The 16048-nt window shown below is 48.1% G+C and carries 14 protein-coding genes and 1 pseudogene; 4 read left to right on the top strand and 11 right to left on the bottom strand.

Annotated features, from left to right (window positions below):
• Positions 1-30: 30 nt before the first annotated feature.
• From Q4Q46_RS08960 to Q4Q46_RS08930, 7 genes are all read right to left on the bottom strand, one after another.
• The gene (locus tag Q4Q46_RS08960; protein WP_006083741.1) at positions 31-579 is read right to left on the bottom strand and encodes an HPP family protein; all 549 of its coding nucleotides are present in this window, start codon (positions 577-579) and stop codon (positions 31-33) included.
• A 123-nt stretch (positions 580-702) separates the two neighbouring features.
• The gene (locus Q4Q46_RS08955; protein ID WP_259590904.1) at positions 703-1113 is read right to left on the bottom strand and encodes an acyl-CoA thioesterase; all 411 of its coding nucleotides are present in this window, start codon (positions 1111-1113) and stop codon (positions 703-705) included.
• A 128-nt stretch (positions 1114-1241) separates the two neighbouring features.
• Positions 1242-3698, bottom strand: a complete 2457-nt coding sequence (locus tag Q4Q46_RS08950) for a toxin-antitoxin system YwqK family antitoxin (RefSeq protein WP_300476183.1) — start codon at positions 3696-3698, stop codon at positions 1242-1244.
• 140 nt (positions 3699-3838) lie between these two features.
• A complete protein-coding gene (locus Q4Q46_RS08945) occupies positions 3839-5644 on the bottom strand; it encodes an AMP-dependent synthetase/ligase (protein WP_311905758.1) in 1806 nt (601 codons plus the stop codon).
• A 128-nt stretch (positions 5645-5772) separates the two neighbouring features.
• The gene (locus Q4Q46_RS08940; protein ID WP_311905757.1) at positions 5773-7083 is read right to left on the bottom strand and encodes an ABC transporter permease; all 1311 of its coding nucleotides are present in this window, start codon (positions 7081-7083) and stop codon (positions 5773-5775) included.
• Positions 7080-7943 (bottom strand): ABC transporter ATP-binding protein, encoded by an 864-nt coding sequence (locus Q4Q46_RS08935; RefSeq protein WP_311899389.1) that lies wholly within the window; start codon positions 7941-7943, stop codon positions 7080-7082. Before Q4Q46_RS08935 ends, Q4Q46_RS08940 begins: the two co-directional genes overlap by 4 nt.
• 52 nt (positions 7944-7995) lie before the next feature.
• Positions 7996-8367: a GntR family transcriptional regulator gene (locus Q4Q46_RS08930; protein ID WP_106648657.1), complete on the bottom strand. Its 372-nt coding sequence runs from the start codon at positions 8365-8367 to the stop codon at positions 7996-7998.
• A 93-nt stretch (positions 8368-8460) separates the two neighbouring features.
• Between Q4Q46_RS08930 and Q4Q46_RS08925 the strand changes: the two are divergent.
• From Q4Q46_RS08925 to Q4Q46_RS08910, 4 genes and pseudogenes are all read left to right on the top strand, one after another.
• A pseudogene (locus Q4Q46_RS08925) lies at positions 8461-10079 on the top strand (alpha/beta hydrolase).
• 3 nt (positions 10080-10082) lie between these two features.
• Entirely contained in the window at positions 10083-10817 is a 735-nt protein-coding gene (locus tag Q4Q46_RS08920; RefSeq protein WP_311905756.1) for an ABC transporter ATP-binding protein, read from the top strand.
• Between the two features lie 82 nt (positions 10818-10899).
• A complete protein-coding gene (locus tag Q4Q46_RS08915; RefSeq protein ID WP_311905755.1) occupies positions 10900-12048 on the top strand; it encodes an ABC transporter permease in 1149 nt (382 codons plus the stop codon).
• Between the two features lie 95 nt (positions 12049-12143).
• Positions 12144-12392 carry a hypothetical protein gene (locus Q4Q46_RS08910; protein ID WP_263201256.1) on the top strand — a complete coding sequence of 83 codons (249 nt, stop codon included), beginning with the start codon at positions 12144-12146 and terminating at the stop codon, positions 12390-12392.
• 73 nt (positions 12393-12465) lie between these two features.
• Here Q4Q46_RS08910 and mog read toward each other — a convergent pair whose 3' ends face one another.
• The 4 genes from mog to Q4Q46_RS08890 all read right to left on the bottom strand — a co-directional run bounded on the left by mog (position 12466) and on the right by Q4Q46_RS08890 (position 16035).
• Positions 12466-12999 carry a molybdopterin adenylyltransferase gene (gene mog / locus Q4Q46_RS08905; protein WP_105250920.1) on the bottom strand — a complete coding sequence of 178 codons (534 nt, stop codon included), beginning with the start codon at positions 12997-12999 and terminating at the stop codon, positions 12466-12468.
• A 318-nt stretch (positions 13000-13317) separates the two neighbouring features.
• Entirely contained in the window at positions 13318-13782 is a 465-nt protein-coding gene (locus Q4Q46_RS08900) for an NlpC/P60 family protein (RefSeq protein ID WP_006083761.1), read from the bottom strand.
• A gap of 136 nt (positions 13783-13918) precedes the next feature.
• The gene (locus tag Q4Q46_RS08895) at positions 13919-14656 is read right to left on the bottom strand and encodes a sulfite exporter TauE/SafE family protein (protein WP_311905754.1); all 738 of its coding nucleotides are present in this window, start codon (positions 14654-14656) and stop codon (positions 13919-13921) included.
• 134 nt (positions 14657-14790) lie between these two features.
• Positions 14791-16035 (bottom strand): L-lactate MFS transporter, encoded by a 1245-nt coding sequence (locus tag Q4Q46_RS08890; protein WP_311905753.1) that lies wholly within the window; start codon positions 16033-16035, stop codon positions 14791-14793.
• Positions 16036-16048 lie beyond the last annotated feature (13 nt).

The following is a 16048-nucleotide window of genomic DNA, read 5'->3' as shown; positions in this document are numbered from 1 at the left end:
TACATTTAAAAACACTTGTACTGTACAGAGCTAAATCCAATACACAGGGTAATGGCGCTTGGGATCGGTGGAGAGGTTATTGACTACCAGCGCGACCAGTAAGAGTAATACTGAGCCGAGAAATACTGGCATTAGCGCGTAGAGAAAGCCGAGTTGATGTACGTTCTCACCGCCTATCACGGCAATCAGTGCCGTTGCACCGCCCGGTGGATGCAGAGTGCGAGTCAGGTACATGAATGCGATAGACAGGGATACTGCTAAGGCGCTGGCTAGCACCACATAATCGCCACACACTTGGTACACTGCGACCCCAATTAAGGCCGATAACACACTGCCACCAATCAAATTACGCGGCTGAGAAAATTCCGCCAGCGGTGCGCCGTACACAAGCACAGCAGAAGCGCCGAATGAACCAATCACAAACATAGTGCCAACGAGGTTTTCGCTCATATAATTTGCGAGACTCGCGACCAAGTAAATGCCACAGAAAGCTCCCACCCATGACCACACAATCTTTTTAAGTGGCTGTCTTGGTGGGCAAATGTCCTTCGAGCGCATGCGGGTAAAATAGAATCTCATGGTTAATCCGAACCGATAAAAATGAGGCGATACAGATAAGTGATCTGCATCACAGTTAACGGGTCGACAAATTAACGCTTCAGCAGCGCAATTGCAATTGCGCTGACCGAGAGACGGAAAAGATTAAGCACTTTCACCATTCAGGTTGGCGAGCATTTCGCGGATATCTTCAGGGATAGGGCGACTTTTTTCGCAGCTGTAGTCGTAATGTACCAATGTGGTTTTCACTTCAGCGGTTTTATTGCCGGCTTGCCAACAGGTTTGCGTCAGCTCGAAACTGCTGTTGCCGGTGCGGCTCACATAGGTTTTCACTGTCACGCTTTTGCCGTAATAGGTTGGCGCAATAAACGCCACGGTAAAACCCGCGACAATTAAGTTCCATTGCTGCAAATCCAACTCTGGATTAAAAATTTCGAAAATTGGCGTACGCGCGGCTTCGCACCATACGGGGATCACTGTGTTGTTGATATGGCCTAGACCATCGGTTTCTGTGAATCTTGGGTGGATTTCGAGGCTGTATTCGGTAACTGACATTCGGACTTCCCTTTTATTGTTATTCTATAAGCTGATGAATTTAATGCTTATCGCGATTAAGCTACCCGCACCAAATTCATCCTTTATCCCAAGCCTACCAGACCCTAAAGGCTAAACAAACCTAGATCTTAGAATTGGCAACTGGCAGTTTCTGCCGTTTGCTTGCCATTGGCATCATACTTTTTCATGCATCCTGCCTTACCCATATCATAAATTTTTTCATATTCTAACTTGCCACTATTGTAGGACTTAAACACGCCATGGCTTTTTGGGTTTTCTAAGTGATAAATAGTGCGACCTTTGACCATTTTAGAATGAGCAGCAAACCCTGGGTCTTCCTGATAGATCACACCCTTGATATAACGCTTATGGACCACATGCTGTTCATCGATGCGCAGCATTTCTTGCGCGATTTGGCCATTAGAGTCGTAACACACTTTATCCACGGCATAATTGCTATCTAACTCTTCGATGCAATTCACAGCACCGTTATCAAAATATTCCCGCTGCATACCGCAGCGCGCAATGGCGTTATCCCAGAAATAAGGTTCACCGTTCCAGGTTTCACCTTCTTGCTGGCAGTAGTTCCAAAAATGCTTTAACTGGCCATTCGGATAGAAGCTGTAATGGGGGCCAGAGAGACGGTTATTCACCAGTTGACCATATTGAGAGAGTGAGTATCCACCATCGGTGGAATAACTGATACTTGGGCCATATTCCTTACCCGCTTTAAAGGCCTTCATATACTTTAAACGGCCGTTGGAATCGAACTGATATTCTTTATCTACGGCGCCATTAGTGTAATAGGACAATTTATATAACGTGCCGCTGTCGAGATATTCACGCTGCTCGCCGTGTTTTATCGATGAGGTTGTTTCACTTTTATTATTGATCACCCCTTCACAATCATCTGAGTAGGGATTCTCACGCATGATACATTCATCGTGCGAAGGCTTTAGCGCCACCGCTTCATTAAATTTATAACTCGTTAATTCAGCCAGCTCACTGCTCCGGGGGTTAAAACGCATTTGCTGGCCATCTAACTCACCTTGGCGATAGTTAGAAATATCTACCATAATATTCTGACTGGAATACCAAATACTCTGACCATTAAGCCTACCTTGCTCATAATGGCGGATATTAAACATCCGATTATTCTTGTCGAATGATTTAGACTCACCTTGACGCAAGCCGTTGATATAATTCACTTCAGTACGAGCCCCGTTCTCGGTTTTAAATATCCAAGGACCAGTGCGTTTTCCTCCAAGGTAAGCCCCTTCGCCGACCTGATCGCGAAAATGTCCGCGGGTCTCTTTATCGACCCAAGGCCCTTGTTTTACGCCTTGTTCATAGCGCCCTTTCGTCCCATCTTGCTCTAACCATTCACCGTCTTTGACTCCGTTGCGATAAATGCCTTTTTCCATTAATTGCTTAGCACCTTCGGTGCTGGAGCCATAATCTAGTGCATAAATTTCGTAGGGGCCGTCGAGCACATCCTGATTGTAGTGGGCAAAACCGAAGTTATCGGCCTCATCGAATATCGACTGTGTAATCCATTTACCTTGTTTTTTACCGTCAAGGTATTCGCCTTCCCAATAGGTTTCTCGGCTATCGGCTTCCATCCACTTACCGACTTTTTTACCCTGCTTGTAATCGCCCGAATACATCACATTGCCATTGCGGCCATCGTAAGCAACATAGGCACCATCGAGCAGACCTTGGGCATAATGACTTTCACTCGCAAGCCCTGCCCAAGTGCTACCCATGCCCATGCTCATAAAATTGTAGAATGGGCCTGTGCGGGGGATTTCAGCGCCGCCGCTTTTAAGCCAGTCGAAGTGATCAGCCTCAAAGGCCACACTCACCAATACAAAACTACCGTCTTCTTCGCTATAACCACTGCGATCAAAGGTGGTCACTAAGCTGTATTGGCGCTCAATGCCTTGAGCATCTTTATCTTTGCGAGTCAGTGGATAACGTAATTTATACTCGACGGCGGTTTTTACATCGACGGGTGAACCTTCGGAATTTCGATAACCCACTAAGGTTGGCCTGAGCTTAGTTGAGCCATCGACAATCGCTTTAATGGCAGGATCTTCAATTGCTTCAACATCATAGGTCATACGGTATTGCTGTGGCGGAATCTGGCTTAGCACTTTACGGACACCGCCCACGGTAAACGTGGTTAAGGTTGGGGCCACTTCATCGAGCACAACTTGTAGGCGCGGTAGTTTAGTCAGCTCTTCCCCATCAAAACCATAGCCGCGCAGGTGCTGACCATCTTCATCCTTGAGCATGACGATCACTTCTTTAGTGCCGCCTTTATCAAAATCATAGTAAAAAACTGCCACAATTTCAGCGCGGCCGTAATCGTCAATGCGCACGCCTGGCGCATCGCCGTAGAGCATTTCGCTCCATACGTGCTGGTCTTTTTGGTAGAAATCGAGCCATTGGCCGTTAGGAAGATCCACGGGACCGTGAACCACTTTGTCGAAATCCGCCGCCACCGCAGCAGGAATGACCGCAAAAGAAGAAAGTAACACAGCACCGACAGCGGCGCATAAATGACGAATCGAAAGTTCCATTTAACTATCCTTTACACCGACACCTTGCGCCTCGTGCGCACCAGTAAACGGGGCGAATTTTAAGCTAAGTTAGGCGCTTCAGGAAGTAGCAGAAACAAAAAAGGCCGCAATAGCGGCCTTTAGCAACAATAACTTAACAATCAGTTGTTATACATAGCATTTATTTCATGGGCATATTTATGGTAAATCATCTTGCGGCGCAACTTAAGCGTTGGGGTAATTAAACCCGCTTCCATCGAGAAAGCTTCAGGCAAGAGGGTGAACTTTTTAATCTGTTCAAATCCCGCCAGCTCATGCTGCAACTGCTTTAAGCGCTGCTCAAAATGTTCAACCACATGGCTATGGCGCAGCAATTCTAAAGGAGACTCATACTTCAGCCCTTTGTCCTTCGCCCACGCTTCCAGTGACTCAAACGCTGGCACAATTAAGGCGGTCACATAGTTACGCGCATCGGCAATAATCGCCACTTGTTCGATAAAAGGACAACAACCCACAGCGCCCTCAACCCGTTGCGGCGCAATATATTTGCCGTTAGAGGTTTTCATTAACTCTTTGATACGGTCGGTAATAAATAAGTTACCTTTCGCATCGAAACGCCCTGCATCACCGGTTTTTAACCAACCATCTTCAAATGCTGCAGCGGTATCTTCAGGACGATTGTAATAACCACGCATCACAGTGTCGCCACGAACTAAAATCTCATCGTCCTTACCCAGCTTAATTTCGATTTCAGGTAGGACTTTACCGTTTGATCCGGCAACACGATTGTCCAAGGTGTTACAGGTCACAGTGGCGTTGGTTTCGGTCATGCCGTACCCACAAAGTACAGGAATATTAATCGCATGAAAGAAACTGCCAACATTCACATCTAATGCCGCGCCACCGCAGGGCATAAACTTCAAACGTCCACCGAGCACAGCTTGCAACTTGCTATACACAAGTTTGTTAGCTAAACGCCATTGCAGCGATAACCATAATCCGCCCTTAGCACGACCTTGGCCGACTTCGAACTGACGCCCGCCAACGCGCATAGCCCAAGCAAACAGCCTCTTACGGCCATCGGCCGACTTGGCGACTTTATCTTGTACAGCGCTGTACACTTTTTCGAGGAAACGCGGCACCACACACAAGGTATGTGGACGTACGGCGCTAATCGCCTCTTTCACTCTTTGGGTATTTTGCAGATAAACGTTATGACCGCCACGGCACAAAACGTAGAAACTCCAACTGCGCTCAAATACGTGACTTAATGGCAAAAATGCTAAAGACACATCGCCAGCTTTAAAAGGCAAAATATGATCGTGTTGACGTATAGTCGAGGCCATATTGCGGTAATCCAGCATCACGCCTTTAGGATCGCCCGTGGTGCCAGAGGTATAAATTAAGGTCAGTAAATCATCGAGATTAGCCGCCTGTAAAAGCTGGTTAAGCTCAACTTCTTGCTTAATCGCTTTCGCATCGTCCGCTAGTAGGGCATCTAAATGCCAATGCTGAAAAGCTTTGTCGGCTGCGAGTGCCACGCTGGCATCAAAAACAATTACATGCTCTAGGCTTGGGCATAAGGCTTGCAACTCACACGCCATAGCATATTGCTTAGCATCGTCGACAAACATAACCTTCGCCGCGGCATCGTTAACGATAAAGCTTGCCTGCTCGACGGTACTGGTGGGGTAAATCGGCACCACAACGGCGCGACTTTTAAGCGTCCCGACATCGGCACAGGTCCACTGTGGGCAGTTTTGCGCCAAAATAACGCAACGGTCTTGCACTTGTACGCCAAGTTCGATCAACACTTGTGCAATTTTACTGCTAATTTGGTCAAAGGCCTGCCAACTCACCTGATGCCAAGGAGCGGCCATTTCAAAACCTTCCAGCGCTATTGCGTCTTTTAAAGACTCGCTCTGCTGCTGTAATAGTCGAATAACATGATATTGATCGAGAGACATAAGAGACTCACCTTTTAGCTTACAAGTGTACCGCTTTTGCGCCATTCTACCTGAAGGCCAGCCAAAAACTAAGAGTTTTTGCTCTAATCTTGTGCAAGCTAAGTCCCAATATCGCAATCTATATCCGTTTAGCCGCTAATGACATCTCCCTTCCAGAGGGTTTTCTTGCCCCAAAACAAGACTATGCTCCCAAGTATCATTAAGAGCATATCCCAGATAAACCAATCACCTAGATTGCCGCCATCCCGTAAAGATGCAAGGCTGATGGAAACCCACAGGGAATGTCCCGCGACAACCATCATAGTGAGCGTGACATGCAACACTCGGCGACACATACAGCCAAAACCTAAGGTCAAAGCGCAGGCCCAATAAGTGCTGAGCACCAGATGACCCACTAACGGCATATTCAGATCACCACTGAGCCAACCCAGCAGTAGACTACACGCCAGCATAATGCCGACGACCACATTCAGCAGTCGTTGCTGCCCACGGCAAAAAGCCGCAATGAGCCCTTTTCGGCCATCAAACCCAGGCATCAGCAATAAGGTTTCGGTCGAGCGCGAACGCTGCACTCGACTCCAATGCACCAGAGCACAGCTAATCACGCTGAACTGTGCCAATAGCAGTAATACAGGGAAATTCTGATGGAATTGGTGCGATAACACCCCAAGCACTAGGCAGACTGCCGGTATAAGCAGCAATAAAATCGTCAGCATAGGGCCGATAAAAAAATTGGTGGGATGCAGATAACGCTCAAAGCGGCTCAAAATGCGCATCGATTGCAAATTTGGCAGCCAGAACCAGCCCATTTCGAGGCCATTGAGGTACACGGTTCTCGCCTCAGCACGCCAAGGTAAAGCACGGCAGGTACGGACAATAAGCGCACCTAATACCACCAGTGCAATCGCACTTAACCATAGGGAAATATAAGCTGTAATCAAGGAGATAAACGGCACTAAAACAAACAATAAAAAGGAAGCGTAAAACCACTGAGTGCTGAGTAAACACAGGTAAATAAAGGCAAAACTCATCACCAAGGCCAGCACTAAGGTGGACAGGCTAGACATTGAACCCAGAGCCAAACAAATTAACACGCCTATGCCAAACACGCTGGTTAACACCACAGCACTTTGAATATAAATATGGCGACGATAATGGGGAATTAACTGAGCGCACTCGCTCGCCATCAAACGTATAAGTTGCCACGCCACCGCCGCCGAGCTTGAAACGATTCCCATACAAAACAACAATTCAACACTGTCACTTTTGCCCTGCAACGCTGTAATGCAACCTAAGACCATTCCCAATAAGCCGGTACCCAAAAAGCTCAAACTGCCGACATCAAAGCACCAAAGACGCAGCATGCCTTTAAAAGGATTCATCAACCGCGCGCCTTTCATTTTAGCTGTCGGCGTGATGTTTAGTTCTGGCGCACTCATCTGTGTAGCTCCATAAAAAGCTGTTCCAGATTAAGGGCTTCGTTCTTTAATACACCCGAGATTGGCGCGCTGTGCTCGCCTAAATCCACCAGCACAGAATCACCGACACGGCTGAGCACAGTGACCGACTCAGGCAAAACTGTTGCAGGCGCGAGTGTGAGTAAACGCACTTGTTCCCGTAGAGCATCGATTTCTTTAAACAGCACTAATTCGCCGCGTTTAATCAGCGCCACATGGCTGGCAACTCGCTCGATATCTGAAGTGATATGGGATGAAAACAGTACAGCGGAGCCGGATTCGAGGGCGAGCTCGAACAAATCGACCATAAATTTGCGCCGCACAATCGGGTCGAGACTGGCAACCGGCTCATCGAGGATCAATAGCTCAGGACGATAAGCCATCGCCATAATCAAGGCTAGCGACTGTCTTTGCCCCACAGATAAACGTTGCACCTGTTGGGTCACATCTAACTCGAACCGTACTAGCCAATCTTGTTCTAATTGCCTGTCCCAATTGGGATAAAAGCTGCGGTGTAAATCGAGGGCGCGCTCAATGGTAAACCCTTCATAACCAAAAGGTTGCTGCGGCACATAACCTAAGCGCTCCTTTGCCTTTGAGGTTAAGTTTTCGGGCATTTCGCCTAAGGTAACAATACTGCCAGAATCCGGCGTAAGCACGCCTAAGGCGCAGCGCATTAGGGTCGATTTACCCGCCCCATTTTGCCCCAATAGCCCGACCACCATGCCCGCGGACAAGGTTAACGATAAATCCTTAAGCGCCCACTTTTCACCCGCGTCTTTGCCGCGAAAGACTTTATTCACTTGGCTAAATTCAAGTATTGGTGTGCACGCTTGGTCCATCGAATTTCATCCTTTTTTATTCTATTTATCGATAATTGACAGTAGGTTAACGCTAGTCTTGCCAGCGTTCATTTATCAATTGTATTAACTCAGACAAGCTGACGCCTAACTGTTTAGCCTGCGATAACAAAGCATCGAGCTGGGGTTCGAGCATGCTCGCCCCCGATGCCATAGTCTCAGTGCGCAGCGCAACTTTTGTCGCTTGGCCGCGGCGGCGTTCGAGCCACCCCTGATCGACAAGCTGCTGAATCGCACGGGAGACAGTCATAGGATTCACTGCAAGATGCTCGGCAATCTGGCGCACAGAGGGCAAGACATCATCCACTTGCAGTTGACCGCCCACAATTAAACGCACGACTTGCTCGTGTAATTGTTTATAAATGGGTTCGCCACTGCTGGGGTTGACATTTAAAAGTTCTAACATTAGCCTTTACACACTGTATTAATACATTGATACACCGATACACTGGTATTTAAATTAACACACTCGTCCTGAAATGCAAAAAGGAAAGCGCGCATGATAGATAGCATGACACACAGGAAGTTAAGCAACACAGTTCAACGCCTTGTGCCAACTCAGCCACGGCATGGTGCCACATGGCGCACGCGTACTTTGAGAATGAGCGCCCTCATACTGGCAATGGCAAGTACGGCGACGTGGGCGAGTGATGTGAAAAGCCAAGAGACACAAGCGACGGCAGATATCGCTAATAAGATCGAAACTTGTTATGTAGAAGGCGTTTCCGATCGTCTAAACTGCGGTTTTGTGACTGTGCCAGAAAACCCTAACAAACCCGATGGCAAACAGATCCAAGTGCATTACGTTGTTTTGCCTGCGGTGAAAAATGCCAATCATGAAGAAGCCTTGCTGGCGATTGCAGGCGGCCCAGGACAATCGGCCATAGAGAACGCGGCAGGTTTCGATGCCATGCTGAGCAAAGTCCGCCAACAGCGGGATATTCTACTGATCGATCAAAGGGGCACAGGCCGTTCGAATGTGCTGGCCTGCGATGAAGGTGCTCAATCTCCACTGTCCTTCGATGACGATAATGTCGATACCTTAGCCGAAACGCAAAAATGCTTAGCCAAAATTGATGCCGACGTGACCCAATATGGCAGCCTCAATGCGATTAAAGACTTCGAAGCCGTACGAGCGCACTTAGGCTATAAAAAACTGCATATTTACGGCATCTCCTACGGCACTCGTATGGCGCAGCTTTACATGCGTTTATACCCGGCACACTTAGCCACAGTGACCTTAGACGGCATAGTGCCGATGCAACAAAGCGTATTAGAAATTGGCTCGGCGATTGATCGTGGCTTCGACTTATTGTTTAAGGATTGCCAAGCAACCGCCGCCTGTAACAGTCAATTCCCCGAGTTAAAAGCGGACTTTGAGCGAGTCGACGCTAAGCTCGCCACAGGCCCTGTGATGGAAAACGTTTACGATCCCGTCACGGGCGAAAAAACCATGTTAACCATGACGCGCGGTAAATTCTCTGGCTCGATCCGCATGGCACTGTATCAAGCCAATGTGCGCGCCCTCTTGCCCCATGCGATTCATCAAGCATCGAAAAACAACTTCCAACCTATACTCGGCCTCTATGCCCTCACTATCGACAATGCTGGCATGGCGATGGGCATGCACGCCTCTGTGGTCTGTGGCGAAGATATGCACCGCATTACCCCAACCATGCGCGAGCAGGCCAAAAAATCCTTTATGGGCAGAACCATGCTCGAAGGCTTAGGGGCGACTTGTTCAATATGGAAAGTGCCTGCGGTCGATATCAGCTTTAGCGAGCCCATTAACAGTAACATTCCGACCTTGTTGTTATCCGGCGAAATCGACCCCGCTACCCCACCAAGCTGGGGCGAGTTAGCCATGGAAAAACTCACCAATGCCAAACACTTTGTCGCTCCTTATGCGACCCACGGTGTGGCCTATCAATCCTGCGCCAATAACCTGATTGCCGATCTCGTCCGCTCGGGCTCAGTCAACGATCTCGACGGCGAATGTTTGAACAAAGATGTGCGCCGCAGCTTTTATTTAAATGCCAGCTCGGTAGAACCGCTTAATGCAACCAGCACAAAACCACCACAACAGATGACCACGCCAGCACTGGAGCTAAGGAATAAGCCATGATTAAAGTATCCCATATTTCCAAGCGCATCGGTGACGTGCAGGCGCTGAATGACTTAAGTTTTGTCGCACAAAACGGCCAAATCACAGGACTACTCGGCCCGAACGGGGCAGGTAAAACGACCTGTTTACGCACTATCTTTGGCCTGCTGAAACCCGATAACGGCAAGGCTGAAATCGAAGGCATAGATGTCGCCATCGACCCTATTGGCGCTAAGCAGCAACTCGGGCTATTCCCCGACCCTTTTGGTCTGTATGAACGCTTAACACCACGGGAATACATTCGCTATTTTGCCGAGCTAAGCGGCTTATCATCCAAGGAGGCCAAGGAAGCCACCAGCCAAGTGATTGCGAAATTGCGCCTCGAAGACATTAGCGATCGCCGCTGCAAAGGCTTCTCCCAAGGACAAAGGATGAAAACCGCCCTCGCACAGGCAATCGTCCACAGCCCGAGCAATATTATCCTCGACGAGCCGACCCGTGGGCTGGATGTGATGAGTACTCGCCTATTGCGCGACATTCTTATCGACCTTAAAAATCAAGGACATTGCGTGCTGTTCTCGAGCCATGTGATGCAGGAAGTCGCCGCGCTATGTGACCAAGTGATCGTTATGGCCCAAGGCAGAGTCGTCGCCATTGGTAGCCCAACAGAGCTTTGCATTCAAACGGGCAAAGACTCGCTCGAAGAAGCCTTTATTCAACTTATCGGCACGGATGAAGGGATAGCGGCATGATGACTCAAACTAACAAGAATGCAGGCAGCATCAATGATGTACAAGCTCAGATAGATAAGATCATGGATAAGGGAATGACAGCATGAATAAAATAATCGCTATGGTTCGTAAAGAACTCATCGATGCCGCCCGCGATAAGCGCTCTGTGATGGCGGGTCTGTACTACGCCATAGGCACGCCGCTGATCATGTGCGGCCTATTTATGGTGTTAATTGGCCAGCTAACCAGCCCCGATGATTTGAAAATCACCATTAAAAATCCCGATAAAGCACCGGATTTAGTAAGATTTTTATCAAATAAAGGCATCACTCAAGGCGCAGCCGATGGCTCTGACGCCAAAGACCTTAAAGCAATAGAACTGATCATCAGCACCGACTATGCCGCGCAGATGAATCAAGGTAAAGGCGCCGAGATCACTATCGTGGCCGATAATTCCGATGAAAAACTGCAAAAATCAATTCGTAAACTCGAGAAACAACTGCAGGCCTACAGCGCTGAAATGGGCAGTTTACGTTTAATCGCCCGCGGTATCGACCCGCGTGTGGTACAGCCGCTCAAGGTCAGTGTACACGACCAAGCTACCACAGACTCTAAGGGCGGAATGATTTTAGGGTTTGCGATTTTCACTATGATTTACTCGGTATTTATCTCGGGCATGAACCTAGCGATCGACACCAGTGCCGGTGAGCGCGAACGCAACTCCTTGGCGCTACTACTGAGCCATCCGCTGACCACTCGCCAATTAGTGCTATCAAAAATAATTGCGGTAAGCCTGTTCGCTTTGCTCGGTTTAGTGCTGATCTTGCTGGTGTCTAAAATCGCCTACGCCTTTGTGCCATGGCAGGAATTAGGCTTTAGCGTCAATATCACCACAGAATTTATGCTGCTGATGTTAGTAGTCGGTATTCCCGTGGCGTTAATGGCCGCTTGTCTGCAACTGTTTGTGTCTTTTATGGCAAAAACCTTTAAAGAAGCCCAGTCCTATCTAACTATGGTGCTGTTTGTACCTTTAGCCCTGTCGATGGCCGCCAGTTACAACATAGCGCCAGATATGCTGCAGTGGTTGCCCGTCTCGGGTCAGCAACAGGCATTAATGGACTTTATCAAAGGTAAAGACTTGCCCATGTTGCAGTTACTGGTTTCGACCTTAGGCACACTCGCCATTGCGGTATTGCTCGCCTTTGGCATGGAAAGGTCACTCAAGAGTGAAAAAGTGATCTTCGGTTTATAGGGCGCTTCAATTGATAAACTTGGGGACGACAAACTTGAGGAGCGATAACTAAGTCGCTCCCAAGTTGAAAACCTCAATAGCTACGGGAGTTTGTTATGGAAAACGAATTTGTCTTAATGGTGATTATGGTCAGCTTCATTATTGGCCTCAGCGCCACTGAAATGTTTAAACACTATCTAAAGGCGCGCCAACTTGGAGTGGGCACCGCAGACGATAGGCACCTTGAGGACAAAGTGACTCAACTCAGCCTACAAAACCAAGCACTAATTGAGCGAGTACAAGTGCTTGAAAAAATAGTGACAGAGCCAGAGTACGAGCTAAAGCAGCAGATTAATCAGTTATGAACCCTAAGCTCCTCAAACAACAAAGCCACTGGATTTTCAGTGGCTTTATTTTTTTTACAGGCTAGATAGAAGCTTACTTAGCCTTAGGCCTGAATGCTTTGATAACCGACTCATTGCACTCTAAATACGGGCCTTCCATCAAGTCGATACAATAAGGAATGGCGGGGAACACGGCATCTAAACATTCGCGAATCGATTTGGGTTTGCCGGGCAAATTCACAATCAATGAATCGCCACGTAACCCTGCGGTTTGACGAGACAAAATGGCGGTAGGCACAAATTTTAATGACTCGGCGCGCATCAACTCACCGAAGCCTGGCATCATGCGATCGCAGACGGCTTCTGTAGCTTCTGGGGTGACATCGCGTTTCGCAGGTCCTGTGCCGCCCGTAGTGACAATCAAACAGCAATCCTGCTCGTCGGCCATTTTGATCAGCGTCGCTTCAATCACATCCTGCTCATCGGGGATCACTTGATAAATCGGCTCCCACTCGCTGGTGAGATAGTCGTTGAGCGTGTCGATAATCGCCTTGCCTGAGATATCTTCATAAATTCCCGCGCTGGCGCGATCGCTGACCGTCACAATACCGATTTTTGCTTTGCTCATAGGAAATCCCCAATGATGTTGAAATGAAACATGCCGAAGTGAAAATTGTCCACATCAAGCATGGAAGAAGCCGCGACAGCTTCGACCTTAAGCCGCAGCTAAAATAGCATAAATGCCTAACCAATGGAGCGACTAAAACGTGATGAGGTTCGCGCAACACCGTTTAAACACTCGGAATTTAAAAATTGTTCATTGATGACAAACGTCTTCCCCAAAGCAAAGCAGCATTGGGCCGATAAAAACATGCCATAAAGGGAGATTGGCTCAGGCACTCTCACTGCAAGTTGAGCCATTCAAAAGATAAAAACGATCAAAGGGCTAAATCCGCCGTGCATTCCAATACTTAGACGCCCAATAACTGTTATGCAGGCTCGAAATCTTCACCCCTTGGCTAGTGGAAACGTGGAGAAAATTATCGTCTCCCACATAAATGCCGACATGGTGTGTGCTCCAGCCCGTCTTGAAAAATACCAAGTCACCCTTGCGCAGTTGATTTCTCGGCACAGGTTTACCTAAGGCTTGCTGTTCTTCAACCGTGCGCGGCAGCGTCATACCCAACATCTTCTGATAGGCGACAGACACAAAGGCCGAGCAATCTATGCCCCGCTTAGTGCCACCGCCTAAACGATAGGGCACACCGCGCCACTCAGAATGCAGTTCGGAGATATTGCTATCATTCCAAACCGTGGCGGGTTCAACTTGCTTTACCACAGGCTTAGGTTCTGGCGCGCTAGCACAAGCGCCAAGGCCTAAGGCTAAGATAACTATCAGTAATCGTTTCATAGCTTCAAACTCATTGCAGGCAGATTTCACAGTAACGTAATTTTGAGTTTTTATCAGGTAAATTCAGGGCGGCTGGGGATCAAAACGCCCCAACACCCGCGCACTCTAGCAGACTAATATAACCTAAAGCTTAAAACTATAACGCCGTCCACAATAAACGCACACCCACCAGCACCATTAAAATCAAGATGATGCGTTTAAATAACCTATCGTCAATTTTATCTTGAATGAACAAACCTAACTTTACCCCTAACCATGCAAGCGGCACCAATAACAGAGAAACGATAATATTCTCTTGGTTAATCTGCCCAAGCAAACTGTAAGGAACAAGTTTAACCAGATTCACCACAGCAAAAAACACCACGGCAGTGGCTAAAAACTCTGCCTTGGCCAAGCGCAACGGCAACAAATAAGCGTTGAGTGGCGGCCCGCCCGCATGGGCAACAAAGCTCGTAAATCCGGCGGTTAAGCCACACAAGCGCCCAATCAGAGGTGAAGATGATGCTTGAGTTTTATCCCCAAGGATCAAACCATACAAACCAAAACCGAGGGACACACAGCCTAGAATCGCCCGTAAGTAATCTTCGTTTAATCTATCAAACAACAGATAAGCGATAAAAATCCCCACAATCGCCGCGGGTAAGAGGATCCATAAATGACGCGGATTATGTTGCCCCCACCAGGAACGTACACTTAAAAAATCCATATAAATCAGAAGTGGTAACATGACTGCCGCCGCTGTAGCAGGGCTAATGGCCAGCGCCAATAGCGGGACAGTTAACCCGCCCACGCCACCCGCAAAACCGGATTTAGAAATCCCAGTAATCAATACTGCAGGTATCGCCACCAACCAAAAAAGAGGGTCCGTTAACATCAACACATCCTGAATAACGCTTTAAGGTTATCAAGTTACCTGTTGTTGAGGTGATAAAAAAGTAAAAAATCCGCAGCCATTTGACTGCGGATTTTTGTTTTAGCTTTTGGCTAAGCCGGACTAAGTGTTTGTGCTTAAACCGATTCTGCCGTCATGTTCACTAAGCGAGGCGTACTCTTAGTCGCTCTCTTAGCTGACGCAGGGGTTTTGGGCTCTGGCATACGAATGGTTAATGACATGACTAACGCCACCACCAGTAGCACTAAAATCACGTTAAAGGTTGCAATAAACCCACCAAATAACGAGGCGACAATCGAACCGATAATACTGCCGATACCGAAACCTAAGTAGATAACGCCATAGTTTTTAGTCAGGTTATTCAGGCCGAAGAAGTCGCTCACCAGTGAGGGATAAACAGTAATAGTGCCACCAAAACTAAAGGCAACGCAGGCAACCGCGACGAAGAACAAGTTTGCATTCAAAGGGATAAACAACAGTAACACCATACCAACTAGAGTGATGATCTGCGCCAGCGAAATAACCCGAATACGGGGGATTTTGTCCGACAGTATACCCAGCACCAAACGACCACTGAGGTTCGCCATAGCAATTACCGCAACCGCATTAGCAGCGACCAATACTGGCAAGTCGACCATCTTCTCACCGATATCTTTCGCTACACCAATCACATACAAACCACTCATACAGGCGGACAGGAACATCAGCGCCAACATCCAGTATTGTGGCTTACGCATGGCTTCAGCGAGGGTGAAGTCGCGGCTTTCGGCTTGCTGACTTGCGGCTGATTGTGCAGGCGCATCTTTCATCAACATGCCGCCACATAACACCAGCGCCATGGCGATTAAGCCCCACAGTTGGAAGGTGGTTTCAAGACCGGTATTTTCGAGTAACAGCACGTTGATGTATTTAAACCCAAGGCTACCTAGACCATAAGCGCCAATCGCTAACGCCGAAATCAGCCCTTTGCGTTCGGGAAACCACTTCACGCAGTTAGACAAAGTCATTAAGTAGCCAGTGCCATCGGCAAAGCCCACTAAAATCCCGGCACACAGGTAGAGCATCATCAAGTTACTGGCTTGGGCAGTGAGTAAAAATCCCAGCCCGAGTAATAGGCCTGCGCCTAAGGTGACATTACGTACGCCGAAGCGTTCCTGTAATTTGCCCGCCATGGAAGATGCCACAGCCAAAGACAAACTCAGCAAACCAAATACAAACGCCACCTGGCTGACAGGCTCGTCGAGCTTCGCGGCCAACTGCGCATTGAACAGGCTCCAAGTGTAAACTGAGCCGAGTGCAAACTGGGTGATAATAGTACCAACTAAGGTCAGGTACCGAGTACGGTTCATCTCTTTAGTCATGATGCATCTCGCT

The sequence above is a fragment of the Shewanella vaxholmensis genome, from assembly GCF_031932135.1.
Classification (GTDB): domain Bacteria; phylum Pseudomonadota; class Gammaproteobacteria; order Enterobacterales; family Shewanellaceae; genus Shewanella; species Shewanella hafniensis.
Note: the sequence above shows the minus strand (reverse complement) of the source record. Positions and strands in the feature narration are given on the sequence as shown.